Origin of the sequence: Sphingomonas sp. HMP6, assembly GCF_013374095.1 — a bacterium.
In the GTDB taxonomy this organism is placed as follows: Bacteria; Pseudomonadota; Alphaproteobacteria; order Sphingomonadales; family Sphingomonadaceae; genus Sphingomonas.
Map to the genome: position 1 here is coordinate 2,667,949 of NZ_AP022672.1, position 24,295 is coordinate 2,692,243.

Below are 24,295 nucleotides of genomic sequence, written 5' to 3' on the forward strand. Positions count from 1 at the left end.
TAAAGCGCGCACACCGCCGACGCTTAGCGGTGCGTCGCGCGCGGCCTCGTCCATAGGGTCGCGTCGCGCGGCTGTGCGGAATACAGCGCCCCGCGCCTTTGCGCTTGCCCCCAGGCGCGGGCCATCATGGCGATCTTCGCCGCGCCCGACGTCGCCACCCTTTTGTCCCACGCGCGCGGGCCGAGTACCGCCACTTGGCGCGCGATCGCGCCGTAAATGTCCGCCGCCGCCAGCACCGCCCAGGCCGATCGGAACGCCAGCGCGGGCGTTCCGAAGCGCGCGCTCGCTTCATACGCCGCCGCGCGCTCGGCCAGCCGCACGCCGAGCCGTCCGAGCGCATCGCGATACTGCGGCGCGAGCAGGTCGCCCGCCGGGATGCCCGCCGCATCGAGCCAGTCCTGCGGCAGATAACAGCGCCCGGCGCGCGCATCCTCACCCACGTCGCGCGCGATGTTCGCCAGTTGGAACGCAAGGCCGAGGTCGCACGCGCGGTCGAGCGTCGCGTCGTCGCCTGGGTCCACCCCCATCGCCAGCGCCATCATGCACCCGACGACCCCCGCGACATGATAGCAATATTGGTAGAGGTCCTGCTCGCTCTGCGGTCGCCATTCCACCGCATCGAGCGCGAAGCCCGCGATCAGATCGCGCGGTAAGGCGGGGGGGAGCTTCACCTCGTCCGCGAACAGGCGGAGCGCATCGAAGGCGGGGTCGCCGACCACCTGCCCCGCCAGCGCCGCCTCGGTCTTCTCGGTAATCTCGGCAAGCCGCGCAGGGCCGTCGCCGGGCGTCATGCCGTGGCCGTGGTCCTGCCCGTCGGCAATGTCGTCGCACGCTCGGCACCAGGCGTAGAGCAACCACGCGCGTTCACGATTTTCGCGGTCGAACAGGCGGCTGGCGGCGGCAAAGCTGCGCGACCCGCGCGCGATCGCTTCCTGCGCGGTCGCGACGATCGCGTCGCGGGTGGGGCCGCTGGAACGCGCGCCGCTCAAAGGTCCTTCGCGCCGATCTTGGTGACCGTCGTCACCGGCACATGGGCGGCCATCTGCGCCAGCAACCCGTCGAGTGCTGTATCGACAAGCATGATGTCGCGGTGCTGCGCGCGCAGGAAACCGACCTCGGCCATGTGATGATAGAAAGCGACCAGATGGTCGTAATAGCCCGCGATATTGAGCAACCCGACCGGCTTCGCATGATAACCGATCTGCGCCCAGCTCAGCGCCTCCCACAATTCGTCCATCGTACCCGTGCCGCCGGGCAGATTGACGAAACCGTCGCTGAGATCGGTAAACGCCTGCTTGCGCTGGTGCATCGTGCCGACGATGTGCAACTCGGTGCAGCCTTTATGCGCCACCTCGGCATCGACCAAGGCCTGCGGGATGATCCCGATCACCTCGCCGCCTGCCGCCAGCGCAGCATCGGCGACCGCCCCCATCAGCCCGAGCCGCCCGCCGCCATAAACGACGCCAATCCCGCGCTCGGCAAGCGTGCGGCCCACTTCGCGCGCGCAGTCGATATAGACCGGGTCGGCGGGCGTGGCAGAGCCGCAATAAATGGCCAGACGCTTCACGGCTTATTCTCCAACATCAACGCCGCCGTCGCCTTCGCACTCCCGACCACGCCGGGAATCCCCGCGCCCGGGTGCGTGCCCGCGCCGACGAAATACAGGTTCGGGATATGATCGTCGCGATTGTGGACGCGGAACCACGCGCTTTGCGTCAGGATCGGCTCGAGCGAAAATGCGCTGCCAAGATGCGCGTTGAGATCGCCCGCAAAATCCTTCGGCGTGTAATGGAATTTGGTCACGATCCGCTCATGAATGTCGGGGATCAACCGCCGCCCGACTTCGTCGAGGATACGCTTTTCCAGAATCGGCCCGATCTCGTCCCAGTCGACCGGGAATTTGCCGAGATGCGGCACCGGCGCCAGCACATAGAAAGTCGAATGCCCCTCGGGTGCCAGCGACGGATCGGTCACGGTCGGGTGGTGCAGATAGAGCGAGAAATCTTCCGGTAGCACACCGTGATCGTAAATATCGGCCATCAACCCCTGATAGCGCGGCCCGAACAGGATCATGTGGTGCGGGATGCCGGGCCAATCGCCCTTGATCCCGAAATGCACGACAAACAGCGAGGGCGAATAGCGTTTGCGCACCAGCGCATTCTTGGTGCGCTGCGCACTGCGCGAGGATTTTAGCAGATCGCGGTAAATGTGCATCACATCGCCATTGCAGGCGACCATATCGGCATCCTTGTGCCACCCGCTCGCGGTGGTGACGCCGGTCGCGCGGTCGCCCATCGTCGCGATATCGACCGCCGGGTCGTTTAGCCGCAGCACGCCGCCCAGCCGCTCGAACTGCGTCACCATCCCCGCGATCAGCGTGTTCGTGCCGCCCATCGCGAACCACACGCCGCCGTCTTTCTCGAGCTTGTGGATCAGCGCGTAGATCGCACTCGTGTTCATCGGATTGCCGCCGACCAGCAGCGTGTGGAACGACAGCGCCTGCCGCAGATGCTCGTCCTTCACATACGAACTGACGACCGAATAGACCGATCGCCACGCCTGATATTTGAACAGCCCCGGTGCCGCTTTGATCATCGCCGCAAAGTCGAGGAACGCGACATGGCCGAGCTTGCGATAGCCCTCCTCATATACGCCCGCCGCATAATCGAGGAACTTGGCATAACCCGCCACGTCCTCGGGGTTGAGCTTGGCGATCTCGGCTTTCAGCGCGGGTTCGTCGTTCGAATAATCGAACGTCGTGCCGTCGGGCCAGTTGAGCCGGTAGAACGGCATCACCGGCACCAGCGTCACGTCATCGGCCATGTCGCGCCCGGTCAGCGCCCAGAGTTCCTGCAGGCATGGCGGATCGGTGATCACGGTCGGCCCGGCATCGAAGGTGAAGCCGTCCTTCTCCCACACGTACGCCCGCCCACCGGGCTTGTCGCGCGCCTCGACGATGGTCGTCTCGACCCCCGCCGATTGCAGCCGGATCGCCAGGGCGAGCCCGCCGAAGCCCGCACCGATCACGATTGCCGTGCGACCGCTCATGATTTCTTCGCCGTGGGCAGCAGGCCGATCGCCCGCATCGCGCGCGGGATCGGCACCGGCGGCTTGCCGCTGAGCACGCGCATCTTGTCGAACAAGGTCGATCGCCCGGCATAGAATCGCCGCACCAACTGCGGATCGAGCCGGTAGAAGCGTTCGAGAACCCGGTAGCGCTCTTGCGGGTCGGCAGCGCGGAACAACATCTTGTCGAGCATACGGTAGAAGCCGCGCGCCTTCCACGTCCTTCTCGCAAAATCGTGCGTCAGGCTGTGCAGCCCCGCCCCCGACAGATCGCTCGCGGTCGCGACCAGCGCCGCCATCCGCACGGCGTCGGGCAGCGAATAGCCGGTGGTCGGGTGGAACAGCCCGGCGCGCATCCCGGCCTTCGCCACCTTATTGCCGCCCGATTGCCAATACGCTTCGAAATCGCCGCCCATCGTCACTGGCAGCACGCCCGATTCCTCACGCACGATATGCTGCGTCTGCCAGCCATGCGCCGCGGCGTATTCGAGCACGCGTTCGGCGATCGGATCGGCGTTGCTGCCCCCCACTCGGTCGACGCCGGGCTTGGGCCGGTACAGGTCGGGCGTGTCGCTGTAATAGGTGTCCTCGACGAACAACCGCGTCGCCGAAAAGGGCAAGGTATAGACGAAGCGATAGCCGTCGATCTGCTCCACCGTCGCATCCATCACGATCGGATGATCGACGCCGTGCGGCTCGTCGAGCGCGAATTCCATGCCGACGAATTTCTGCCAACCGAGATCGAGCAGCCCGAGGTCGCCCGGGCCTCGCGCATCGATCACGCCCTTCGCCTCGATCCGGTCGCCATCGGCAAGCACCACCGCAGTCGGACTGGCGGCGAGCACCTTCCGCCCGGTCATCAACGCCTTTTCCGGCAAGGCCGCGCGGATCACGGTGTCGAGCCGCTCCGACTCGATCGAATAATAGGGGCTCTTCAGCGTCCTTTTGTGCGCTGGAAAGGCGATGTCATATTGCGTCCAGCCATAGGAAATCAGCGGCGCGACGATCCAGCGATTGCCCTCGTCAATATCGCTGGCAAAGAACGACCAGAGGTGATTGCCACCGATCGTATCCGCCCCCTCGACAATCCGCACGTCGATCCCGGGGCGCTTCTTGGCCAAAGCGAGCGCGATCAAGCCACCGGCCAGCCCGCCACCGACAATGGCCAAGTCGCATTTGTGGATGGTCGGCATGGTGAAGAGCGATACTAGAAAAGCGCCGTGGCGCAAGCGTGCGCGGGTGACGGATCGGTTCGGCGGGTGTAGGGTTTTCGCACGATGCCCACGATCTTCTCTCTGCCAGTCGCCATTCCCGTCGCCATCATCGCTTCGGCGCTGGCCATGTCGTTGATCGTCGGAGTGCGCTATCTGATAGTATCGGGCGCCTTCGACGTCGCGACGCGCGCGAAATATCCCGGCCTTTATGCCGGCCTCACCCCGCAAATCCGGCGCGAGATCGCGTGGAGCCTCGCCTCGGCGCTGATCTACGGCGTTCCGGCCGGGGTCGTCGCCTGGGGGTGGCAGAATCGCGGCTGGACGATGATCTATGCCGATATCGCCGCCTGGCCCCTGTGGTACGCGCCGGTCTCGGTGCTGCTGTATCTCTTCGCGCACGACACCTGGTTCTATTGGACACACCGCTGGATGCACGCGCCGCGCGTCTTCAAGCTTGCCCATGCCGTCCATCACGAAAGCCGCCCGCCCACCGCCTGGGCGGCGATGGCGTTCCACCCGATCGAAGCGATCACCGGTGCTGTGATAATTCCGCTACTGGTCTTCCTGATTCCCATTCATATCGGCGCGCTTGGGTTGGTGTTGACCATAATGACGGTTATGGGAGTGACAAATCACATGGGGTGGGAAGTTTTTCCTGCGTTCATGTGGAAAGGCCGACTGGGGGGTTGGCTCATCACTGCGAGTCATCATCAACGCCACCACGAACTGTATCGGGGCAATTATGGACTCTATTTCCGTTTCTGGGACCGGCTGTGCGGCACCGACCGCGGCGTCGGCGATTTCGCCAAGAGCCACGCCAAGGCTGCGCGCGCGCAAGCTGGCGCAAGTCGGCAGCCTGAGCGCGGCGGCGCTGCTGTTGCTGCCAGGAGCGGTCGGGACGGGTGAGCTCTCGGTCGACGTCTCCAATCTGCGGTCGCACAAGGGCTTCGTGCGCATTTGCCTGACCGCCGATCCGCAGAATTTCCCCGCCTGTATCGACGATGCGCAAGCAGTGACGCGCTCGATTCCGGCGGGCACGCCCAAGATTCGCTTCGATGGCCTGGCGCATGGCGACTATGCGGTCGCGGTCATCCACGACGAAAATGGCAATCGCAAGCTCGATACTTTCGCCGGCATTCCGCGCGAAGGCTTCGGTTTTTCGCGTAATCCGCCGGTCACGTTCGGGCCGCCGCGTTTTTCGGCTGCGCGCTTCACGCTGACGAGTGATGCAGAAACGCAACAGGTGCGGATGCGTTACTTGCTCTGAGCGCAGCCCCACGGACCCAAAACAGTACGGGCACGTTACGGCCCCAACCCCTGACTGTTGGAGTCCTACCCCGTGATCGTTGCCAGCTCGCATACCAATATCCTGCTCGCCTCCGCCGCTTTGTTGCTCGGCGCAACCGCCGTTCCCGCCCTCGCGCAGGACGCGCCACCGCCGCCGACGAGCGCCGAAGGCAAGGAAGATCTCGCGGCCCGCCTCAATGGCGACAGCGTGACGATCGGCATCGGCGGTGCCTATCTCCCGGATTATGAAGGCTCTAACGACTATCGCCTGGCGCCCGGACCGGTCGCGATCGGGACGATCAAGGGTTTCGCCTTTTCGGTGGTCGGCAACCGCGCCAGCGTCGATCTGATTCCGAACCGTCCCGGCCAGTCGATCGATCTGCAATTCGGCCCGGTCGGCGTCATCAACTTCAACCGCTCGGCACTCAGCACGATCGAGGACACGCGTATCCGCGCGCTCGGCAAGCGCAGTGCCGCGATCGAAGTCGGCGGCTATGTCGGGATCGGAAAGACCGGCATCATCACCAGCCCCTATGACAAACTGTCGGTGTCGCTCAGCTATCGTCAGGGCGTCAGCGGCGCGCATCGCTCCTATACGTGGCAGCCGACCGTCACCTATATCACCCCGCTCAGCCGCAAGGCTGCGGCCGGCCTCATCGGCTCGGCGCAATATTCGGGGCAAGGCTATGCCGACAGCTATTTCTCGATCAGCCCGGCGCAGAGCCTCGCCAGCGGCCTGCCGACCTTCAACGCCCGCAAGGGCTGGCGCAATTATAGTGTCGGCGGGTTCTTGACCTATTCGCTGACCGGCGATCTGCTCCACGGGTTCAAGGTCGTGGCGGGTGGTACCTATACCCGCGCGCTCAACGACTTTTCCTACAGCCCGATCGTGCGCATCGCGGGGTCGAAGAACCAGTGGCTGGGCGCTGTCGGGGTGGCCTATACCTTCTGACCCGGTCCGGCGCATTCACACCGCGTTCACCTGGCTCGGTGGAGCAAGGTGACCGACGCGAAACGGGAGCGATCCGCCACATCCCGGCTTGCGTCGTCGCCCGGTCGGTGCCACGCGTTCCGGAATAACGAAGCGTTTAAAGCAAAAGGGTTCGGCACAATGACCGATACTGTGATTGAAGCCGGGGATACGGGCGACGCGCTGGTTGCGCAGTTCGATGCACGCGTCGAGCGCCGTAACGAACGCCGCGAATTCTTTCGCACTGCGCTCGGGGCGGGCGCGGTTGCGGCGGTCGGCGCGACTGCGGTAACGCTCGCGTCGCGCGCCACGGCGCAGTCGGTCACCGATTCCGCCATTCTCAATTTCGCGCTCAACCTCGAATATCTCGAGGCGCAATTCTACAGCTATGCCGTAACTGGCGCAGGGCTGCCCAACACGCTGCTGACCCCCGGCAGCGCCAGCACCACGACGCAGGGGACGGTCACGCCCGGTCGTCAAGTCAGCTTTTCCGATCCGCTCGTCGCGCAATATGCGCGTGAAATTGCGGCCGACGAAGCGGCGCACGTCGCGTTCCTGCGCACGCAGCTCGGCACGTCTGCGGTGGCAATGCCCGCGATCGATCTCGGTAGCACCGCGACCAGCGCGTTCAGCGTCGCCGCCCGCGCCGCCGGTCTGGTCGGCGCGAGTGACGCCTTCGATCCCTACGCCAACGATCAGAACTTCCTGCTCGCCGCCTTCTTGTTCGAAGACGTCGGGGTAACAGCCTATAAGGGTGCGTCGTCGCTGCTCGAGAGCAAAGTCTATCTCGACGCCGCCGCCGGCATCCTCGCGGCGGAGGCGTATCACGCGTCGATCATCCGCACCGTGCTGTACCGCAAGGGGCTCGATACGCCGTCTTTCCGTACCTCCGCCAACGCCATTTCGGACGCGCGCGACGGGCTCGATGGCACGACCGACGACGATCAGGGCATCTCGCCCCTCACCCTCGTCAGTACGCTCACCGCGACCACTCCGGCTGGCGCCTACGCCCCGCAAGTGCCTGCGGCGCTGCTGGGCGTTGCCTCGAACATCGTGCCGACCGGCCCGGACGGCACGGTTTTCGGTCGCTCGATCGGCGCGGTGCTTAACATCGTCTATCTCAATCGACTGGCGGTGACGAAGGGCGGGTTCTTCCCGAACGGCGTCAACGGATCGTTTGCGACCAGCAACGCCAGCTGATTTTCCGCTACGACGCCAGCCAGTGACTATTCCGATCGGAGTTCCCCAGTGATCGACAGCGACATTCTCCTGCAGGCGCTCGATGCGAGCGAACGGCGTCGTTCCGAGCGGCGCAATTTCCTGCGCAGCGCCAGCGCGGCCTCGCTCGCAGTCGGCGGCAGCGCGCTGCTCGCGGCGTGCGGCGGCAGTGGCGGCAGCGCGACGCCTACCCCGACCAGCACCGTCACCCCGACGCCAAGCCCGAGCGCGACCTCGGTGCTGCAGGATCAGGACACGCTCAATTTCGCGCTCAACCTCGAATATCTCGAGGCGCAATTCTACAGCTATGCCGTGACCGGCGCGGGCATCCCCGATGTCCTGCTCGCCAGCGGCAACGGCAACGCATCGGTAAAGGGGACCGTCACCGGCGGTCGCCAAGTGACCTTCACCGATACGATCGTGCGCGAATATGCGCGTGAGATCGCCGCCGACGAGATCGCGCACGTCGCCTTGCTGCGCTCGGCGCTCGGCGCGGCTGCGGTGGCGATGCCCAATATCAACATTGATGGCGGGGCGAGCGGTGCCTTCACCGCGCTCGCCCGCGCGGCCGGCATCGTCGGCCGGACCGACACGTTCGACCCTTATGCCAGCGACGAGAATTTCCTGCTTAGCGCCTTCATCTTCGAAGACGTCGGCGTCACCGCGTACAAGGGCGCCGCTGCGCGCATCAACAGCGCGCTGCTGATCGATGCCGCCGCCGGGATCCTCGCGACCGAGGCGTATCACGCCGGCCTGATCCGCACCGTTCTCTATTCCAAGGGCCTGACCACGCCGTCCCTGCGCACCAATGCCGGGTTGATCAGCGATGCACGCGACAGCCTCGATGGGACCACGACCGATCTCGACCAGGGCATCGTTGGCGATGCCACGACGTCGAACCTCGTGCCGACCGACGCCAACGGCCTCGTTTTCGGTCGCACGGCAGGCCAGGTACTCAACATCGTCTATCTCAACAGCGGTGCCGTCGTCGGCGGCGGCTTCTTCCCGGCTGGCCTCAACGGCAACATCAAGACCAGCGCGGCCAGCTAAATCCTTTGCAAGGCGCGCCGATGCGCTGAGGGTTCAAACCCAGTAACCGCAACGGCCTTGATCGCCCGACGCAGTCCGCTGGCAAGGAGCGCGGCGCAGACGCGTAGTAGCGCTACGCGCAAGCAAGCGACGTAGCCAGCGGGCTGCGCCGGGCGGCCGCGAAGCGGCGGGCGCCTTTTCGCGCATTGCTCCTATCCGTGCGCAAAAATCCGCTCCGTCACGGCCATTGCGGTTACTGGGTTTGGACCCTAAACTGATACCATCCCCGGGGGGCTGCCGATCCGCAGCTGAGAGGCAGGCAGGAGCCCGCGACCCGCATCAACCTGATCCCGTTAGCACGGGCGGAGGGAGGGAGCGGTTTTCCACCCCGAAACCCGTGCCCTCGCTCCGAACTTTGGAGCGACACGCATGGCCGACATCCCAGCCCGTACGGAAATTGGCGTCACGACTGGCGCGATCCGTGGCAGCCGCAAGATCCACGTCCCCTCGCCCAATATCCCCGGCGCAGGCGTGGCGATGCGCGAGATTATGCTCGAACCGTCGTGCGGCGAGCCGCCCTTGCGCGTCTATGACACCAGCGGCCCCTATACCGACCCCAATGCCCAGATCGACATCCAGGCCGGCCTCCCCCAGCTCCGCCGTGACTGGATCCTCGCGCGCGGCGATGTCGAATCGTACGACGCCCGCGAAATCCGCCCCGAGGACAATGGCCTGACCGGTCCAGACCGCGCCGCCGGCGTCCCGCAATTCCCGCACGTCATCAAGCGCCCCTTACGCGCCAAACCCGGCGCCAACGTCAGCCAGATGCACTACGCCCGCCGCGGCATCATCACCCCCGAGATGGAATATGTCGCGATCCGCGAAAATCTCGGCCGCGCGCAACTGAAGGAAGCCCTCATCCGCGACGGCCAGGATTTCGGCGCGTCCATCCCCGATTACGTCACCCCCGAATTCGTCCGCGACGAAATCGCGAGGGGCCGCGCGATCATCCCCAACAACATCAACCACCCCGAATCCGAACCGATGGCGATCGGCCGCAACTTCCTGGTCAAGATCAATGCCAACATCGGCAACAGCGCGGTCGCCAGCAATGTCGCGTCCGAAGTCGACAAGATGGTCTGGTCGATCCGCTGGGGCGCGGACACCGTCATGGACCTCTCCACCGGCCGCAACATCCACGACACGCGCGAATGGATCATCCGCAACAGCCCCGTGCCGATCGGCACCGTGCCGATCTACCAGGCGCTCGAGAAGGTCGGCGGCGTCGCCGAGGACCTCACCTGGGAAATCTTCCGCGATACCCTGATCGAGCAAGCCGAACAGGGCGTCGATTATTTCACGATCCACGCCGGCGTCCGCTTGGCCTATGTCCCGATGACCGCCAAGCGCGTCACCGGCATCGTCAGCCGCGGCGGCAGCATCATGGCGAAATGGTGCCTCAGCCACCATAAGGAGAGCTTCCTCTACGAACATTTCGACGAGATCACCGAGATCATGAAGGCGTATGACATCGCCTACAGCCTCGGCGACGGCCTGCGCCCCGGCTCGATCGCCGACGCGAACGACGAAGCGCAGTTCAGCGAGCTCTATACGCTCGGCGAACTCACCCACCGCGCGTGGAAGAGCGACGTGCAGGTGATGATCGAAGGCCCCGGCCATGTGCCGATGCACAAGATCAAGGAGAATATGGACAAGCAGCTCGAAGTCTGCGGCGAGGCGCCCTTCTATACGCTCGGGCCACTCACCACCGACATCGCGCCGGGTTACGACCATATCACCAGCGGCATCGGCGCCGCGATGATCGGTTGGTATGGCACCGCGATGCTGTGCTACGTCACGCCCAAGGAGCATCTCGGCCTGCCCGACCGCGACGACGTGAAAGTCGGCGTGGTAACCTACAAACTCGCCGCCCACGCCGCCGATCTGGCCAAAGGCCACCCCGCCGCCAAGATGCGCGACGACGCCGTCAGCCGCGCCCGCTTCGAATTCCGCTGGCGCGACCAGTTCAACCTGTCGCTCGATCCTGACACGGCCGAACTCTATCACGACGAAACCCTCCCCGCAGAAGGCGCCAAGACCGCGCATTTCTGCAGCATGTGCGGCCCGAAATTCTGCTCGATGAAGATCACGCAGGAAGTGCGGGACTTTGCCGGCAAGCAGAATCAGGGCGTCGAGGGGTTTATTGCTTCGGGGCCGACGGGTGCGGAGACGGCGGCGGCAAGCAAGGCCGCGGCGATCAAGGGGATGGAGGAGATGAGCGCGCTGTATAATGCGTCAGGGCGTGAGCTTTATATAGGCGCTGGTGGGCGGGAGCACGACTAGCTTACTCCGCCACCTGTGAGCCGGGACGGAATATTTGTAATTGCGCTAAACTCGATCTATCGTTCCTAACTTGTTCCTTAGGAGGATGCGATGGTTGCGCAAGCATTTGGTGATGAGCACACGCGTCAGAAACTAGAGACCGTAGAGAAATGCCTTTCGGTCTATACAACCGCACTAAAGAGACAAAATTTCGAGTTGTTGTATGTCGACGCCTGTGCAGGATCCGGCTCATCAATACCAAAATCAGCGCTAGCCGAGCCGCAGGCCGATAGTGGGCAGACGAACCTGCTTGGCGATCCAAAGCCGGTAATTGACGCGGACCAAATTATTGTTGGATCAGCGCTTCGCGCGCTGAAAGTGCAGCCCCATTTTGATAGGTATCTTCTGAATGACGTAAAAAAATCAAACGTCGCTGCGCTCAGGGCAGCGATAGATGCGGATTTCTCTCACCTTAAAGACCGTATTCAGCTAACTCGGTTTGATGCCAATGAGATGCTGACCGACTTATGTAAGCGAACAAACTGGAAGGCGACGAGAGCAGTCGTTTTCATCGATCCCTTTGGCCTACAAATAAAATACTCGACTCTCGAAGCCTTGGGGAAAACCGGTGCGGTCGATGTTTGGTATCTTGTTCCTGTCTTCGCCATGTACCGACAAATTCGCCAAGACGGTGGCGTTTTGGAGGATGGAGGACGTAGCGTCGACGAGGCGCTGGGCACTGAAGAATGGCGTAACGTCGTCGCAACCGAGGAAAAGGGGCAGATCGATTTGTGGGGTAACAGCCAAGCCGTTTCAAAACGGGCGGTCGACGTGAAATGGTTTGAAACAGTTGCAAAGGAGCGATTGAAGGCGGCGTTTGACGGCCGGGTTGTTGATCAAGTGTTGCCCTTAGGGCGAAGCGGGCTTCACGAATTTTCCCTAATGTTTGCGTGGGCAAATCCGAGCGATCGAGCTAGGTTGGCATCGAAACTAGCGAGCGCAGTTTTGAGATAATGTCGGGAACCTCCGAGATCGAATGGACCGATATTACGTGGAACCCGGTTGCGGGGTGTAGCGTCGTGTCCGCGGGCTGTACTAATTGTTATGCAATGCGGATGGCGGCTCGCCTGCAGGCAATGGGCCATCCTAAATACAAGGGGACGATTCGGAGGAGCGGCAAACGCAGTGTTTGGACTGGCCAGGTCAACATCGATCCATCGACATTGAATGATCCGATAAAGTGGAAGCGTGGAAAACGAATTTTCGTAAATTCGATGTCCGACCTCTTTCACGACAACGTATCAACCGCTTTCATTCAAGCTGTTTGGTCAACGATGGAGCAGTGCCCTCAGCATCAGTTTCAAGTTCTGACAAAGCGCCCTGAAAGAATGGCAACTATGTTTGCTTTGGGCGAACTCCAGCAGCTGCCTCAGGTGTGGATCGGTACGTCGGTGGAAAGCGAAGCCGTTGTCGACAGGATCGCGCACCTCGTTGCCATATCAGGCATGACCCGATTTGTATCTTTCGAGCCATTGATTGGCTCGGTTGGACTTATAGACCTGCGCGGAATTGATTGGGCGATTGTAGGAGGTGAGTCCGGTCCGGCCTCGCGGCCAATGCAAATTGAGTGGGTCGAACAGATTGAGAAGGCGTGCCGGAGAGCGGGAACTGCCTTTTTCTTCAAGCAGTGGGGCGGACGTAATAAGAAGGCGGCTGGGCGCAAGCTTCGGGGCCGCACATACGACGAGTATCCGCGCGAACTAGCCGCCTGATTTGCCCCACATCGCTCACATCACGCTCGTCGTCCGCGACTATGACGAGGCGCTTGCTTTCTACATCGGCAAGCTCGGCTTCACTTTGGTCGAGGATACGTACCAGCCCGAGCAGGGCAAACGGTGGGTAACGATCCGCCCGCCCGGCGCAGCCAAAGACGCCACCACGATCCTCCTCGCCCGCGCCACCACGCCCGAACAGGCCGCCGCGATCGGCAACCAGACCGGCGGTCGCGTCTTCCTGTTTCTGGCCACCGATGATTTCGCGCGCGATCATGCCGCCTTCACCGCCGCCGGGGTCGAATGGGTCCGCCCGCCCGCGCGCCACGCTTATGGCGAGGTCGCGGTGTTTGCCGATCTGTACGGCAATCACTGGGATCTCGTGCAGTTCTGCTGAAGCCCGCGCCAAAATCCGCTGTCCTACATGGTCACGATATGTTCCAAACTGTCGGATGGCAAAACGCACCCCCCGCAACCCCGCGCGCGCCTCGGCTGCGCGTGCTTCTTCGACCGCTTTGGTCGTCACACCCCCGCTCGACTCGGACGATCCCGAACTCGACGCGAACGGGTTCGATCCGGCGGATTATGACTGGGTCCCGGTCAAGCGCGTGCGCCGCGCCGATGGGTGGAACGATTCGAAACAGCGCAGCTTTATCGAAACGCTCGCCGATACCGCCTCGGTCACCGAAGCGGCACGCGCGGTCGGCATGACGACGACGAGCTGTTATCGCTTGCGCCGTCAGGCCGGGGCCGAGGGCTTTGCGCGCGCGTGGGACGCGGCGCTGCACGCCGCCGCCGCGCGCCTGGTCGAGGTCGCGTTCGACCGGGCGCTTAACGGTGTCGAACACATCATCTTTGACAAGGAGGGGCGGCGCGTCGGGGCGCAGCGGCGCTATAGCAACACGCTGTTGATGCATTTGATGCGCGCGCATCATCCCGCTTTATACGGTCGCTCGCACCTCGATACGCGGCCAGCGGCGCTGCCTGCGCTGCCGCCGGTCGCCGCAGCACTTGCCGAACTCACGCCCGTGACGCCAGCCGACCCGCATTTGCTGATGCCGCCCGAGCGGCTCGAAACCGCGCTCGAAGTGGCCGATCTGGCGGACGGCACGCTCCCGCACTGGTACCGCGATCGCGATCCCGAACCCGTCTTTCACGAGGATGCAGCGTTCGAGGCGAAGCTGCAGGCCTGTCTCGACGAGGCGCGAGAGCAGCGCGCGGTTGAGGCCCAGGAAGCGGTGTTGCAGGGCCTCGACGACGGGGACGACCTTGACGACGGGGACGACCTCGACGACCTAGACGACGGGGACGAGGGGGATGACGGGGAGGCGGAAGAGCTGCCCGATCGCGGCTGAAAAAACGGCGTTTGGGTGGCACTTTCGGCACTTTCGGCGCACCCGCACGCACGCGGCTTTCGCATCGCCCGCAAAGCTGGCAGGTTAATCGCGATGCTCCCCGCGCTGCTCATCATCGATGATTTCCTCGCCGATCCACACGGCGTCCGCCGCGCAGCGCTCGGCCTGGGCTATGATCCGGCGCTGAAGGCCGGAAATTATCCGGGGCTGCTCTCGAACGATCCCCTGGAGATCAAGGGCCTGGACGCGGCGGTCGCGGCGCGGATCGGGGTGCCGGTTGCGGCGATGCCGGGTACCAGCCACGGCCATTGCCGCCTCACGCTCGCCGGTGACAAGGGCGCGAGCGGGGTGCATATCGATCCGTGCTTCTATTCGGGCATCCTGTACCTCAGCCTGCCAGAGCATGCGCGCGGCGGGACCGATTTCTTCCGCCACCGCCCGACGGGGCTCGATCGCGTGCCGACCACCGATCTGGCGCTGCTCGAAAGCGGCTTTAGCGATGTCAACGATCTGGTCGAGCGCGTGGTCAATGCCGACACGCTGAAGCCCGCGCGCTGGGAAAAGGTGATGACGGTGCCGATGCGCTTCAACCGGCTGGTGTTGTTCAGCCCGTGGCTGTTCCACAATTCAGCGCCCGGCTTCGGCCGCAGCGGCGCGGACGGGCGGCTGGTGATGCTGTTGTTCTTCGCACAGGGGCGCCCGTCGCCGGACGCCCCTGGCTGGTGATCGCAGGGGTTTAGAAGCGCACGCCCACGCCCGCCGCGACGTGGCGACGCTGCAGGTTCACGCCGAAGAACTTGCCGTAATCGGCATAGTTGAATTCGAGGAGGCCGTAGACGTTCTTGCCGAAAGTGTAATCAACGCCGATCGCGCCCTGTACGCCGTCCTTGGTGGTCGATCCGGTGCCGAACGCGGTGTTCGCGCTGAAGCTGATCCGGGCATAGCCGGCCTTGGCATAGATCAGCGCCTTGTCGCTGACCGCGACACCGAGACGACCACCAACGCCGAGATTGCCATTTTCCTTCAGGCAATCGGGGCCGTCGCACAATTTGACGCTGGAGAATTCATAGACCGCATACGGCCCGACCACGACCGACTTGCCCGCCTTCAGATCGAAGCCGATTTCACCGCCGCCGGAAACCGCGCTGCCGATCTTGTAGACATTGCCGCTGTCGCTGATCGTCGGCGTTTCATAGCCGATACGCGCTTCGGCGCGGACGCCGTCGAACTGGCTGGCGCGGGTGTTGCTGTCCTGCGCGGCAGCAATGCCCGGAAAGCAGGCCGCAGCAGCGGCGAGCAGATACCAAGATTTCATCAAATGTCCCCCGGATTATGGTTGTTTTATAACAGGTAAGATCGCAAACGCGCAAAATTACCGGGGGCGGCGCTAACGGCCGGTGCGAACGCCGTCCAGTCCGTATCGCAGCCGAAACGGTTTATTTTCAAAATGTTGCTGCGGTGTTGCAGCGATATCACACAGTAAGGGAGGGAAGCGCCCAATCGATCGCCCCGCGACCATGCTGCGCCAGGAACGTATTGGCCTGCGAAAACGGTCGGCTGCCGAAAAAGCCGGTGCGCGCCGACAGTGGAGAGGGATGCGCCGACCGTATGATCAGGTGCCGTCCGGCGGGGGCCGCGGCCGCGATCAACCCCGCTTTCTGCTGCGCATGGGCGCCCCATAGCAGGAACACCGTCGGCGCGGACCGCTCGGCCACCAGGGTGATCACGGCATCGGTGAAGCGCTCCCACCCCTGCCCGCGGTGCGACGCAGGCACGCCCTCACGGACGCTCAGCACCGTGTTGAGCAGCAGCACGCCTTGCCGCGCCCACGCCTCAAGGAACCCGTGCGCCGCGCGCGGGATACCCAGATCGGCCTGCAACTCCTTGTAGACGTTGGTCAGGCTCGGCGGGATGCGGATGCCGGGCCGGACCGAGAAGCTCAGCCCATGCGCCTGGCCCGCGCCATGATAGGGGTCCTGCCCGAGAATGACGACGCGCACTGCATCAAGCGCGGTCAGCTCAAGCGCGCGGAAGCGGTCGGCCGTGGGCGGATAGACCGCGACCCCCGCCGCCGCCTCACCCGCCAGGAACGCGTCGAGGTCACGCCTGTACGGCGCGTCGAACTCGGGCTGCAACGCGGCGCGCCAGCTCGGATGTAGCGCCGCCGCTGCCTCCACGCCGCTGAGCCCTCAGCGCTTCCGGACGAATTCGGCGCGGAGCACGAGGCCCTTGATCCCGTCGTACCGACAGTCGATTTCCTGTGCATCACCGGTCAGCCGGATCGACTTGATCAGCGTGCCGCGCTTGAGCGTCTGCCCCGCGCCTTTGACGGTCAGATCCTTGATCAACGTCACCTGGTCGCCATCGGCCAGCACATTGCCGACCGAATCGCGCACGATCACCGCATCGCTGTCGACCGCGGCGGCGGGCGCGGCCTGGATCCATTCGCCGCTCGCTTCGTCATAAACGAAGGTGTCTGCGTCCCCGTTTCCGTCCACGCCGATCAACCCTTGATGTTGACCATGGCGACCGGCTGGCCCTTGGCGGTCGGGTTCGATGCGTTTGCCTTGGGCGCCTTTTCGGCCTTGGGCTTGCGCACTTCCTTGTTCGATTTCTTCTGGCTCTTGGCCATGTCGCGTCCTGACCGGGGCGGAAGGCCCCGCGCATCCTTAGCGCCAAAGTGGCCCGGGGCGCACCTCAATTCGCTCGAGCGCGTGGGGCCCTCGCTTGATCGAAGTCAGTGCGATTGTCGCCTCCGGCTGCGCAACTCTTGGCCCACTAACCCGTTGATGTCGCACGCCGGACGCGCGCCCCCTTCGCGTCCGGCGTACCCTTCCGATCGACCGAGGAGCCAAGCCATGGGCCTGTTCACCAAAGACATCGTCACCTTCGAAGACCTGTTCCTGCATCAGTTGCAGGACGTCTATTATGCCGAGAACCAGATCACCAAGGCACTGCCGACGATGATCGAAAAGGCGACCGACGCTGGCCTGAAGGCTGGTTTCCAGCAGCACCTGCGCGAAACCGAGGGTCAGATCCGTCGCCTTGAGCAAGTGTTCGACAAGCTTGGCGAGCAGCCCAAGGGCGCGACCTGCCCGGCGATTCAGGGCATCATCAAGGAAGCCAATGAAGTCGCCGGCGACATTGCCGACAAGGCCGTGCTCGATGCCGCGCTGATTGCCTCGGCACAGGCGGTCGAGCATTATGAGATCGCCCGCTACGGCACGATGATCGCCTGGGCCAACCAGCTCGGCCGCACCGAAATCGCCGCGATCCTGCAGGAAACGCTCGACGAAGAATATGCGACCGACGACAAATTGACCGCGATGGCGACGGGCAAGCTCAACGCCCGTGCCGAAGACGCCGTTTCCGCGCAGTAAACGCTGGTCGTCAGAACGACCCCGGCACCTCGCGTTGCGTCGTGTCGGGGCGTTCGGGCGTCAGCAATTCCATCGGTGGTGCCGACACCGTCACGCGGCTCGCCTGCGCGCTCAGCCCTCCTGGTGCGTCCGCGGTGATCGCCGACGTGCAACTGCGTCCCGCCAGATAATCGAGCGCCGCCCGCGTCGATGTCTCGAGCGGACTGCCGAGCGGATGCGTGAGATCATCCCCGGCCTGACAGCTTGCTTCCATGATGCTGGCAAGCCCGTCATAATAAGCGCCCTGGCGATTGGCGTTCTGCAGCGCGAAGGCGATCACGCGCAGCCGATCATCGCAGGCGGAGCGGTCGAGTGCGATCTGGCCCACTGGCTTGCCGTAGGTATTGGTGCCGATCAGCGCGGCGTTCGCACGCAGATACGGGATCTGCGCCGCGATCACGAGCTCGCTCGCCGAGGCGCTGCTGCCCGTGCCGATAAAGGCAATCTTTGTCGGCGCGATCGATTGCGGTTGCGGCGCGAAGAAGGCCGTGACGTTGTTCGAGGCCTTTTCGGGCCTGAACGTCGTGTAGTCGATCACGTCCGAGGTCGACCGGTTGGCGCCAAGCAAATTGGTCATCAACTCAGCGATCGAGACCAGCCCGCCGCCATTGTAGCGGACATCGACGATCACGTTGGTAATACCCGCCGTGCGGAACGAGGCGAAAGCCGTGCGCAGCGCCGGGTCCGCCGTCGAAATAAAGGTACGCAAGTTGATATAGCCGACTTGCCGCCCGCCATCATTGATGATCTGCGCGCCGTAACGGTTGGAGACCGGCGTCAGCGAATAGTCCGATTTACTGACGGTGACGTTGCGCGTCCCGCTCGAATCGGTGATCCGCAGCACGCGCGTCGTACCCGCCGTGCTCGGCCCGAGGGCATTGGTGACGCCATTGCCTCCTTCGGCCGAGATGATCGCATCGACGGTGCGCAGATCGCTCGCACTGGTGCCGATCGCGACGATCTCCGCGCCGCGATCGATCCCGGCGGTGAGCGCCGGCGCGCCTTCGAAGGATTCGGCGATGAACACGCGCCGTCCCGTCGAATCGAGCGACAGCCGAAAGCCGAAGCCAGCGCTCGACCCCGAGGCATAAAAGGCATCCTCGGACGCGATAGAGGTCAGATAGGTGAAGTAACGGTCCTTGCGCTGCGCCCGGGCCGTGGCGGTCAGCGCATCGATATAATCCCCGACATTGCCATACGGCGTCGGATCGAGGCTGGCGGGCAAGGTGTCAGGAAAGAGATACCATTCGCGCAATTGGCCCAAGGCCCAATCCTGCCGTTGGCGTAAAGAGCAGCCAGCAGTCGTCGTTGCAGGACTCGGCGTCGGCGTGGTGGCGGTGGCTCCGCCCGTTCCGCTCGACGTGCCGCCGCCGCTGCAGGAGGCAAGCACCGTGGCCAGTGCCACTAACGTCGTCGGAATACGCGATCTGATCATCACTCACCTGCCTTGCGGCAAGCTAACGTGGGGGCCTCGGGTTGTCAGTGATAAAAATCAATATGCGAAAGGGGATACGGCATCGTCTCGGGCGGCCGTGACGCCGGGCCGATCATACCATCGGCGCGAGCGTGATGACGCTGGAAAGCAAAGCGGCGCTGAGCACGAAGGATGCAACGACCGAAACGGCGACGCGCTGGAGCGATTCGAAACGGATGAACATGATGACGATTCCCTTTGGTGCGGCGATCCGAACCATCCGTCCGCCGTGCCAAACGAATTGCACGCGCCGTGCCAAGTTACGAAAACGTCGGAAATCTGCGGATTTTTGATAAGTGACGGTACGCACGACGCATTGCACACGGTAAAATTCGCCAACTATCGGCGAAAATCCCTATCCTGCGTAAACGCGGTTTCGCCCGCCATCCTTGGCAGCGTACAACAATTTGTCGGCGCGTCCGAAAACCGCGCCCAGCACTTCGCCCGGCTCGGCTTCGGTCAAGCCCCCGGAGAAGGTCACCGCGCCGAGCGGCGCGTCCGATTCGCGCAGGCGATAGCGTTTCCCGGCCACCGACATCCGTGCCGACTCCAGCATCGCGCGCGCCGCGGGCAGCTCCAGGCCGCTGAACAGGATGATGAATTCCTCGCCGCCATAACGCCCGACGAAATGCTCGGGGCACGCCTCGGTCAGCGCATCGGCGATTGCCCGCAACACCCGGTCGCCAACCGAATGGCCGAACTGGTCGTTAACGCGCTTGAAGCGATCGACGTCGCACACCGCAAGGCAGATTGTGCCCCCGGCCTGTATCCGCTCCGCAAAGGTTTCCTCGAAGGCCCGGCGATTGGGGAGTCCGGTCAGCGGATCGCGCCGCGCATCGCCGCGCGCCTCCTCAAGCTTCTCGCGAAGCTGATCGGCCTCGCTGGTCGCGGCGGCGAGCCGCGCCTCGGCGGCCTGTACGCGGCTGAGCATCAGGCCCGTCAGCACGATGACATTGTCGGCGCCACCACCCGCCCGCATCGCATCGGCGCTGGCGGCGAGATCACGACCGAAATCCTCGGTATCGGCGCGCACGCGCCGCACCATGTCGGTAAAGCCTTCGACCTGCATCTGCGTTTGCGCCACCAGCGTATCGGCATGGCCCGGCTCGGCCGTCGCGGCAGGATCACCGACGGTGAGCGCTCCGATCTGCCCGCCCAGGGTCTGAATATCGCGCGCCGTCAGGCGCACGCCGCCTTCGGTCAGCGTCGCCACCGATTGCGCGAGCGCACCGTCGGGATTGCAGAACACGCGGTGGGCGAAGGCATAATGCGCCGGATCCGGACTCAGCCGGTGCAGCCGCAGGAATGCGCGGATCGAGTCGAAGACGTGTTCGGAACGGTCCTCCACCGCCACCAACCGTGCCTGCCGCGTCGCGCTCATCGCTCCCAAACGCCCTTCGGACTTCGGTCCTGCGTGATAGCGAGACCGTCAATACAACCTATCATAGAGCGAAACTGCTAAGATTGGATAACGCGCCCGCTAATAGATTGTTTGGAGTCCACAGGCGGCGTCAACGGGTGAAGGCAATCCCGAACCGCGCATGGTTGTCGCGGCGCGCATAGTCGATCAGCGATTCGCCATAGCCGGTGAAGACCTGCCCGAAGAGATAGAGATGCGGCAGCCGATCATCGATGCTGGCAAGCGGATAGGACAGGAATGCCTCGGCACTGCCCTTGCCCGTCCCCGGATTGCCGCGCGCGGTGACCGCCGCCTTCCATCCCTCGCGCTGCTCCAGCGCGAGCCCGAGCGACGTATAGCCCCAATAGCGATCGATATCCGGGGCAAGGCCGCGATAGCCGAAATAGCCCCAGGCCTGCGGCGTCACCGTCACTTTCCATCTCGTACCCAGATCGAACGTCTTGCTTGCGCGCAGGAAGAAGCGGTTCACGTCGATCGAATTGGTGACGCCACCGCCGTTCGAATCATGCGCATAGCCGCCGCCGATCGTCAGCGCCGGACCGATCGGTACGTCGAAGAAGACTTGCGGACTGAAGATTTCGGTGCGGATCGGGCCGGACCGACGATTGAGCGCCCAGAAGATCGTCTGCGTATAGGCGAAATCGAGCCGCGGGCCGTCATCCTCGCCGAGCAGTCGGACATCGAAACTGACTTGAAGCTTCGCCCCCGAACTCTTCGCGCCGATCACGCCATAGATCGGGGCATAGGGGTGGAACCGATCAAGAAATGCGCTCGACCGTCCGTTCGAGCCGAGCGCGGCAGTTTCCTGTGTGGCCGGGGCAGCCCCGGGCGCCGCCGGTGGCGGAGTCGCCGCCGCCAGCGCCACCGGAAAGGATGCCGCGAGCCGATACCGCACACGCGCAAAGCCACCGGCGGCGACGCTCTGGGGTTCGTCCGGCGCGGCGATCAGCCGTAATTTGGTGCCGTCGCGCGCGATCGTCTCGATCTCGTCCGGCCCGCGCGCGGGCTGGGCCGCCGCGCCTTCGTTGAGCAGATAGACCTCGACCCCGGCGCGCGCCGCCTCGGCCGAGGCGGGCGGATCGAGCAAGGGACGCACTTGGGCCGCCGCCGGGGTGGCCCCAGCCAAGGCGATACCGCCGCCAAGGATATACAGACCGCGCATGATGTTCCCCGCTGCCACCCGATCGTGACAAAGTCGTGTCACGCCCCCCCGGATCGCCCTTTGCCGCACTCAAGGCTGGCGAAACTGTGCCAGCGCCCTTAGGCAAAGGCAATGCGCGTCACAGACACCGATCTCGCCCTTGCCGCCGCCCTTGCCGATGCGGCAGGTGCGGCGATCCGACCCTATTACCGCGCCGAACATGGGCTCGAAACCAAGGGCGATTCCTCCCCGGTAACGCTCGCAGACCGCGCGGCGGAGGGGGCGATGCGCGCGCTGATCGAACGCGCCTTTCCCGCCGACGCCATCATCGGGGAGGAATATGGCGTCAAGGAGGGTAGCTCGGGCCGCGCCTGGGTGCTCGACCCGATCGACGGGACGCGCGCCTTCATCGCCGGTCGCCCGATCTTCGGCACGCTGATCAGCCTGGTGATCGAGGGGTGGCCGATGCTCGGCGTGATCGACCAGCCGATCCTCAAGGAACGCTGGCTGGGGGTAATGGGCCGCCCGACGCTGTTCAACGGTCGCCCGGCGCAGACAAGGCGTTGCCCCGATCTGGCCAAGGCGCTGCTAGCGACGACCTCGCCCGCTCTGTTCGACGATTCGCAGCTCCACGCGTTCGAACATCTCGATGGCGCGGTGCTCAGCACGGTACTCGGCGGGGATTGCTACAATTACGCCTGCGTCGCGAGCGGCTGGCTCGACGTGGTGGTCGAGGCAGGGCTGAAGCTTCACGATTTCGCCGCGCTGGTGCCAGTGGTCGAGGGCGCTGGTGGCCGCATGTGCGATTGGCAGGGCGATCCGCTCACCGCCGATTCGATCGGTGAAGTGGTGGCCGCGGGCGATCCCGCGCGGATCGAGGAAATCCTGGAGGCGCTCGCCTGCCGTGGCCATTGATGACGCGCGTCACGCGCCGCGCGCACCAACAGAGTATCGGGGGCGGCGCGATTGCGCACCGGCAAACTGACCGTGGCCTCGAACTCGATCTGCGATCCAGCCCGGCAATCGTGCCGGTCGTGCGGATCGATTCGTCGCGGGCCGCGCTGCTTTAAGCGGGATTGCCCGCGCGCACCGTGGCGAGCGCCGCGACAAAGGCGCGGGCGTTGGCACCGACTTGCTCCGCGCTATAGCCCGCCGCGTACAGCGCAGAGCCAAGACCGAACCCCGCCGCCCCCGCTTTCAGCCACGGCAACATCGTATCCGGGGTCACGCCGCCCACCGGCAGGACGCGCATGTCGCGCGGCAGGACCGCGCGCATCGCCTTCAGTACGCCGGGGCTTGCCGCCTCCGCCGGGAACAGCTTCAACGCGGCCGCCCCCGCCCCCAGCGCGGCAAACGCCTCGCTCGGCGTTGCGATACCGGGCAAGGAAACGAGGCCCGCAGCGGCACTGGCGCGGATCACGTCGAGATTGGCGTTGGGGGAGATGATCATCGTGCCGCCCGCTGCTTGCACCGCCGCCACGTCGTCCGTGCGCAGAACCGTCCCCGCTCCGACGATCGCGCGCCCGGCGCAGCGCCGCGCGAGCCGTGCGACACTCTCAAGCGGATCGGGCGAATTCATCGGAACCTCGATCAGCGTGAACCCGGCATCGATCAGCGCATCGGCGATCGCCTCGACCTCATCGGGCCGCACCCCGCGCAGAATCGCAATCAACGGGCAGCGCGCGAACGCCTGGTCGAAATCGGAAAGGGCAGTCATGGCAGCATCCCAGCAAGCGCAACCATCCCCGCGACGAACGCGGCATGGCTGTCGACGACATGCGCCGTGCCGCCATTGGCGGTGACGGCGATCGAATAGAGTTCGGCCAGTCCGGCATCGGCGAGGATGTGGACATCGCGGTGCACACCCGCCAGCCGCGCGCCGACATCGCTGCCGATCAGCAACCCGCTGGCATAGGATGCGGCGTCGGCATCGTCGCGGCGGCCCAGCAGCTTGGCTGCGCGAATGCCGAACAGCACCGCCGCCAGATCACCGCCGCGCCCTGCCGCGACGCCATCGCGGAACGCTGCACCGGGCGTCACCTGGGCCTGAAGCTGGGCCGCGAGCAAGCCGTGGCCGCGCAGCAAGGCGAACAGCTCGCCGGTCATCGCGGTGGTGAAATCGACGATCGCGCCGCTGTCGACCCGCGCCCATTTGCAATGCGTGCCCGGCTGGCAAAGCAATCCGTCACGCGGCACCAGCCCTGCTGCCACCGCGCCGAGGAACTGCACCTCCTCGCCGCGCATCACATCGGCTTTCGTGTCGCTGAGAACCGACACGCCGGGGACGATCGCGGTGCGCGCGTCGATCCAGGCGAGGCCCCGCGCCAGTGCGGCAAGATCGGCGGGTGCCGCGACATAGGGCACCTCGCGCCAGCCGATGGTCGATCCCACCATCCCCGCCAGCAGGACCGGCAAATCGCCGAAACGACCCCGCATGCCCACAACTTCGGCGGCGAAATCGCCTTGTGCAACGCTGGTGACGCCGCGCGCATCGCGCTCTGTCGCCACAACCGCGCCGTCCTCGATCCGAAACACGCGTCGGTTTGTGGTTCCCCAATCGACCGCCAGAAAGGCGGAGGCGAACCCAGTCACGTGCCGCTCGACCGCG

At 64.5% G+C, this 24,295-nt stretch carries 28 protein-coding genes; 14 read left to right on the forward strand and 14 right to left on the reverse strand.

Annotated features, from left to right (window positions below; genetic code table 11):
* Positions 1 to 23: 23 nt before the first annotated feature.
* The 4 genes from HMP06_RS12975 to crtY are packed head-to-tail and all read right to left on the reverse strand — an operon-like array spanning position 24 to position 4,259.
* The gene (locus HMP06_RS12975; RefSeq protein ID WP_176497451.1) at positions 24 to 989 is read right to left on the reverse strand and encodes a phytoene/squalene synthase family protein; all 966 of its coding nucleotides are present in this window, start codon (positions 987 to 989) and stop codon (positions 24 to 26) included.
* A complete protein-coding gene (locus HMP06_RS12980) occupies positions 986 to 1,567 on the reverse strand; it encodes a TIGR00730 family Rossman fold protein (RefSeq protein ID WP_176497452.1) in 582 nt (193 codons plus the stop codon). The genes HMP06_RS12975 and HMP06_RS12980 overlap by 4 nt, the downstream gene beginning before the upstream one ends.
* On the reverse strand, positions 1,564 to 3,048 hold the full coding sequence (locus tag HMP06_RS12985; RefSeq protein ID WP_176497453.1) for a phytoene desaturase: 1,485 nt from the start codon (positions 3,046 to 3,048) through the stop codon (positions 1,564 to 1,566). The genes HMP06_RS12980 and HMP06_RS12985 overlap by 4 nt, the downstream gene beginning before the upstream one ends.
* Positions 3,045 to 4,259 (reverse strand): lycopene beta-cyclase CrtY, encoded by a 1,215-nt coding sequence (gene crtY, locus HMP06_RS12990; protein ID WP_176497454.1) that lies wholly within the window; start codon positions 4,257 to 4,259, stop codon positions 3,045 to 3,047. The genes HMP06_RS12985 and crtY overlap by 4 nt, the downstream gene beginning before the upstream one ends.
* An 84-nt stretch (positions 4,260 to 4,343) precedes the next feature.
* Here crtY and HMP06_RS12995 point away from each other — a divergent pair, with 84 nt between their 5' ends.
* The 11 genes from HMP06_RS12995 (at position 4,344) to HMP06_RS13045 (ending at position 14,959) form a co-directional block, all read left to right on the forward strand.
* Positions 4,344 to 5,186 (forward strand): sterol desaturase family protein, encoded by an 843-nt coding sequence (locus tag HMP06_RS12995; RefSeq protein WP_176497455.1) that lies wholly within the window; start codon positions 4,344 to 4,346, stop codon positions 5,184 to 5,186.
* Positions 5,152 to 5,547, forward strand: a complete 396-nt coding sequence (locus HMP06_RS13000; protein ID WP_443026515.1) for a DUF2141 domain-containing protein — start codon at positions 5,152 to 5,154, stop codon at positions 5,545 to 5,547. Before HMP06_RS12995 ends, HMP06_RS13000 begins: the two co-directional genes overlap by 35 nt.
* A 72-nt stretch (positions 5,548 to 5,619) precedes the next feature.
* Entirely contained in the window at positions 5,620 to 6,519 is a 900-nt protein-coding gene (locus tag HMP06_RS13005; RefSeq protein ID WP_232089671.1) for a MipA/OmpV family protein, read from the forward strand.
* A 159-nt stretch (positions 6,520 to 6,678) separates the two neighbouring features.
* Positions 6,679 to 7,737, forward strand: a complete 1,059-nt coding sequence (locus HMP06_RS13010) for a ferritin-like domain-containing protein (RefSeq protein ID WP_176497456.1) — start codon at positions 6,679 to 6,681, stop codon at positions 7,735 to 7,737.
* Between the two features lie 48 nt (positions 7,738 to 7,785).
* Positions 7,786 to 8,805: a ferritin-like domain-containing protein gene (locus HMP06_RS13015; protein ID WP_176497457.1), complete on the forward strand. Its 1,020-nt coding sequence runs from the start codon at positions 7,786 to 7,788 to the stop codon at positions 8,803 to 8,805.
* Positions 8,806 to 9,213: 408 nt separating this feature from the next.
* Complete coding sequence (gene thiC / locus HMP06_RS13020; RefSeq protein ID WP_176497458.1) at positions 9,214 to 11,127, forward strand: phosphomethylpyrimidine synthase ThiC; 1,914 nt, start codon at positions 9,214 to 9,216, stop codon at positions 11,125 to 11,127.
* Positions 11,128 to 11,217: 90 nt separating this feature from the next.
* Complete coding sequence (gene tcmP / locus HMP06_RS13025) at positions 11,218 to 12,120, forward strand: three-Cys-motif partner protein TcmP (protein WP_176497459.1); 903 nt, start codon at positions 11,218 to 11,220, stop codon at positions 12,118 to 12,120.
* Positions 12,120 to 12,878: a DUF5131 family protein gene (locus tag HMP06_RS13030; protein ID WP_176497460.1), complete on the forward strand. Its 759-nt coding sequence runs from the start codon at positions 12,120 to 12,122 to the stop codon at positions 12,876 to 12,878. Before tcmP ends, HMP06_RS13030 begins: the two co-directional genes overlap by 1 nt.
* A 1-nt stretch (position 12,879) precedes the next feature.
* Positions 12,880 to 13,275, forward strand: coding sequence for a VOC family protein (locus HMP06_RS13035; protein ID WP_176497461.1), 396 nt, complete (start codon positions 12,880 to 12,882; stop codon positions 13,273 to 13,275).
* A gap of 55 nt (positions 13,276 to 13,330) precedes the next feature.
* Complete coding sequence (locus HMP06_RS13040) at positions 13,331 to 14,233, forward strand: hypothetical protein (protein ID WP_176497462.1); 903 nt, start codon at positions 13,331 to 13,333, stop codon at positions 14,231 to 14,233.
* A 93-nt stretch (positions 14,234 to 14,326) separates the two neighbouring features.
* Positions 14,327 to 14,959 (forward strand): DUF6445 family protein, encoded by a 633-nt coding sequence (locus HMP06_RS13045; RefSeq protein WP_176497463.1) that lies wholly within the window; start codon positions 14,327 to 14,329, stop codon positions 14,957 to 14,959.
* Between the two features lie 10 nt (positions 14,960 to 14,969).
* Here the strand turns inward: HMP06_RS13045 and HMP06_RS13050 are convergent, their stop codons facing one another.
* From HMP06_RS13050 to HMP06_RS17995, 4 genes are all read right to left on the reverse strand, one after another.
* Positions 14,970 to 15,548 (reverse strand): outer membrane protein, encoded by a 579-nt coding sequence (locus HMP06_RS13050; RefSeq protein WP_176497464.1) that lies wholly within the window; start codon positions 15,546 to 15,548, stop codon positions 14,970 to 14,972.
* 157 nt (positions 15,549 to 15,705) lie between these two features.
* Complete coding sequence (gene ung, locus HMP06_RS13055) at positions 15,706 to 16,410, reverse strand: uracil-DNA glycosylase (RefSeq protein ID WP_176497465.1); 705 nt, start codon at positions 16,408 to 16,410, stop codon at positions 15,706 to 15,708.
* Between the two features lie 12 nt (positions 16,411 to 16,422).
* Entirely contained in the window at positions 16,423 to 16,731 is a 309-nt protein-coding gene (locus tag HMP06_RS13060) for a zinc ribbon domain-containing protein YjdM (protein ID WP_176497466.1), read from the reverse strand.
* Between the two features lie 5 nt (positions 16,732 to 16,736).
* Positions 16,737 to 16,865 (reverse strand): hypothetical protein, encoded by a 129-nt coding sequence (locus tag HMP06_RS17995; RefSeq protein WP_269473377.1) that lies wholly within the window; start codon positions 16,863 to 16,865, stop codon positions 16,737 to 16,739.
* Positions 16,866 to 17,091: 226 nt separating this feature from the next.
* On the opposite strand from HMP06_RS17995, the gene HMP06_RS13065 reads away from it, so the two are divergent.
* On the forward strand, positions 17,092 to 17,613 hold the full coding sequence (locus HMP06_RS13065) for a YciE/YciF ferroxidase family protein (RefSeq protein ID WP_176497467.1): 522 nt from the start codon (positions 17,092 to 17,094) through the stop codon (positions 17,611 to 17,613).
* 10 nt (positions 17,614 to 17,623) lie between these two features.
* On the opposite strand, the gene HMP06_RS13070 is transcribed toward HMP06_RS13065, so the two are convergent.
* The 4 genes from HMP06_RS13070 to HMP06_RS13085 all read right to left on the reverse strand — a co-directional run bounded on the left by HMP06_RS13070 (position 17,624) and on the right by HMP06_RS13085 (position 21,708).
* Complete coding sequence (locus tag HMP06_RS13070; protein WP_176497468.1) at positions 17,624 to 19,087, reverse strand: S41 family peptidase; 1,464 nt, start codon at positions 19,085 to 19,087, stop codon at positions 17,624 to 17,626.
* Positions 19,088 to 19,199: 112 nt separating this feature from the next.
* Positions 19,200 to 19,373: a hypothetical protein gene (locus HMP06_RS13075; RefSeq protein ID WP_176497469.1), complete on the reverse strand. Its 174-nt coding sequence runs from the start codon at positions 19,371 to 19,373 to the stop codon at positions 19,200 to 19,202.
* 108 nt (positions 19,374 to 19,481) lie between these two features.
* Positions 19,482 to 20,507, reverse strand: a complete 1,026-nt coding sequence (locus tag HMP06_RS13080; RefSeq protein WP_176497470.1) for a GGDEF domain-containing protein — start codon at positions 20,505 to 20,507, stop codon at positions 19,482 to 19,484.
* Between the two features lie 130 nt (positions 20,508 to 20,637).
* Positions 20,638 to 21,708, reverse strand: coding sequence for a phospholipase A (locus HMP06_RS13085; protein ID WP_176497471.1), 1,071 nt, complete (start codon positions 21,706 to 21,708; stop codon positions 20,638 to 20,640).
* Positions 21,709 to 21,819: 111 nt separating this feature from the next.
* On the opposite strand from HMP06_RS13085, the gene hisN reads away from it, so the two are divergent.
* Together hisN and HMP06_RS13095 are read left to right on the forward strand one after the other, a co-directional pair.
* Entirely contained in the window at positions 21,820 to 22,602 is a 783-nt protein-coding gene (gene hisN, locus HMP06_RS13090; RefSeq protein ID WP_176497472.1) for a histidinol-phosphatase, read from the forward strand.
* On the forward strand, positions 22,602 to 22,757 hold the full coding sequence (locus tag HMP06_RS13095; RefSeq protein ID WP_176497473.1) for a hypothetical protein: 156 nt from the start codon (positions 22,602 to 22,604) through the stop codon (positions 22,755 to 22,757). Before hisN ends, HMP06_RS13095 begins: the two co-directional genes overlap by 1 nt.
* Here HMP06_RS13095 and HMP06_RS13100 read toward each other — a convergent pair.
* Together HMP06_RS13100 and HMP06_RS13105 are read right to left on the reverse strand one after the other, a co-directional pair.
* On the reverse strand, positions 22,754 to 23,404 hold the full coding sequence (locus HMP06_RS13100) for a 2-dehydro-3-deoxy-6-phosphogalactonate aldolase (RefSeq protein WP_176497474.1): 651 nt from the start codon (positions 23,402 to 23,404) through the stop codon (positions 22,754 to 22,756). The genes HMP06_RS13095 and HMP06_RS13100 overlap by 4 nt on opposite strands.
* Positions 23,401 to 24,279, reverse strand: a complete 879-nt coding sequence (locus HMP06_RS13105) for a 2-dehydro-3-deoxygalactonokinase (RefSeq protein ID WP_232089673.1) — start codon at positions 24,277 to 24,279, stop codon at positions 23,401 to 23,403. Before HMP06_RS13105 ends, HMP06_RS13100 begins: the two co-directional genes overlap by 4 nt.
* Between the last annotated feature and the right edge of the window lie 16 nt (positions 24,280 to 24,295).

What these genes read in the sequence shown, in the direction of transcription:
- HMP06_RS13030 (WP_176497460.1), top strand. Translation starts at nt 12,120, where the DNA reads ATGTCGGGAACCTCCGAGATCGAATGGACCGATATTACGTGGAACCCG.
- HMP06_RS13095 (WP_176497473.1), top strand. Translation starts at nt 22,602, where the DNA reads ATGACGCGCGTCACGCGCCGCGCGCACCAACAGAGTATCGGGGGCGGC.
- HMP06_RS13040 (WP_176497462.1), top strand. Translation starts at nt 13,331, where the DNA reads ATGGCAAAACGCACCCCCCGCAACCCCGCGCGCGCCTCGGCTGCGCGT.
- HMP06_RS13065 (WP_176497467.1), top strand. Translation starts at nt 17,092, where the DNA reads ATGGGCCTGTTCACCAAAGACATCGTCACCTTCGAAGACCTGTTCCTG.
- HMP06_RS13085 (WP_176497471.1), bottom strand. Translation starts at nt 21,708, where the DNA reads ATGCGCGGTCTGTATATCCTTGGCGGCGGTATCGCCTTGGCTGGGGCC.
- HMP06_RS12995 (WP_176497455.1), top strand. Translation starts at nt 4,344, where the DNA reads ATGCCCACGATCTTCTCTCTGCCAGTCGCCATTCCCGTCGCCATCATC.
- HMP06_RS17995 (WP_269473377.1), bottom strand. Translation starts at nt 16,865, where the DNA reads ATGGCCAAGAGCCAGAAGAAATCGAACAAGGAAGTGCGCAAGCCCAAG.
- HMP06_RS13045 (WP_176497463.1), top strand. Translation starts at nt 14,327, where the DNA reads ATGCTCCCCGCGCTGCTCATCATCGATGATTTCCTCGCCGATCCACAC.
- crtY (WP_176497454.1), bottom strand. Translation starts at nt 4,259, where the DNA reads ATGCCGACCATCCACAAATGCGACTTGGCCATTGTCGGTGGCGGGCTG.
- HMP06_RS13010 (WP_176497456.1), top strand. Translation starts at nt 6,679, where the DNA reads ATGACCGATACTGTGATTGAAGCCGGGGATACGGGCGACGCGCTGGTT.
- HMP06_RS13100 (WP_176497474.1), bottom strand. Translation starts at nt 23,404, where the DNA reads ATGACTGCCCTTTCCGATTTCGACCAGGCGTTCGCGCGCTGCCCGTTG.
- tcmP (WP_176497459.1), top strand. Translation starts at nt 11,218, where the DNA reads ATGGTTGCGCAAGCATTTGGTGATGAGCACACGCGTCAGAAACTAGAG.
- HMP06_RS12985 (WP_176497453.1), bottom strand. Translation starts at nt 3,048, where the DNA reads ATGAGCGGTCGCACGGCAATCGTGATCGGTGCGGGCTTCGGCGGGCTC.
- hisN (WP_176497472.1), top strand. Translation starts at nt 21,820, where the DNA reads ATGCGCGTCACAGACACCGATCTCGCCCTTGCCGCCGCCCTTGCCGAT.
- thiC (WP_176497458.1), top strand. Translation starts at nt 9,214, where the DNA reads ATGGCCGACATCCCAGCCCGTACGGAAATTGGCGTCACGACTGGCGCG.
- HMP06_RS13050 (WP_176497464.1), bottom strand. Translation starts at nt 15,548, where the DNA reads ATGAAATCTTGGTATCTGCTCGCCGCTGCTGCGGCCTGCTTTCCGGGC.
- HMP06_RS13070 (WP_176497468.1), bottom strand. Translation starts at nt 19,087, where the DNA reads ATGATCAGATCGCGTATTCCGACGACGTTAGTGGCACTGGCCACGGTG.
- HMP06_RS13080 (WP_176497470.1), bottom strand. Translation starts at nt 20,507, where the DNA reads ATGAGCGCGACGCGGCAGGCACGGTTGGTGGCGGTGGAGGACCGTTCC.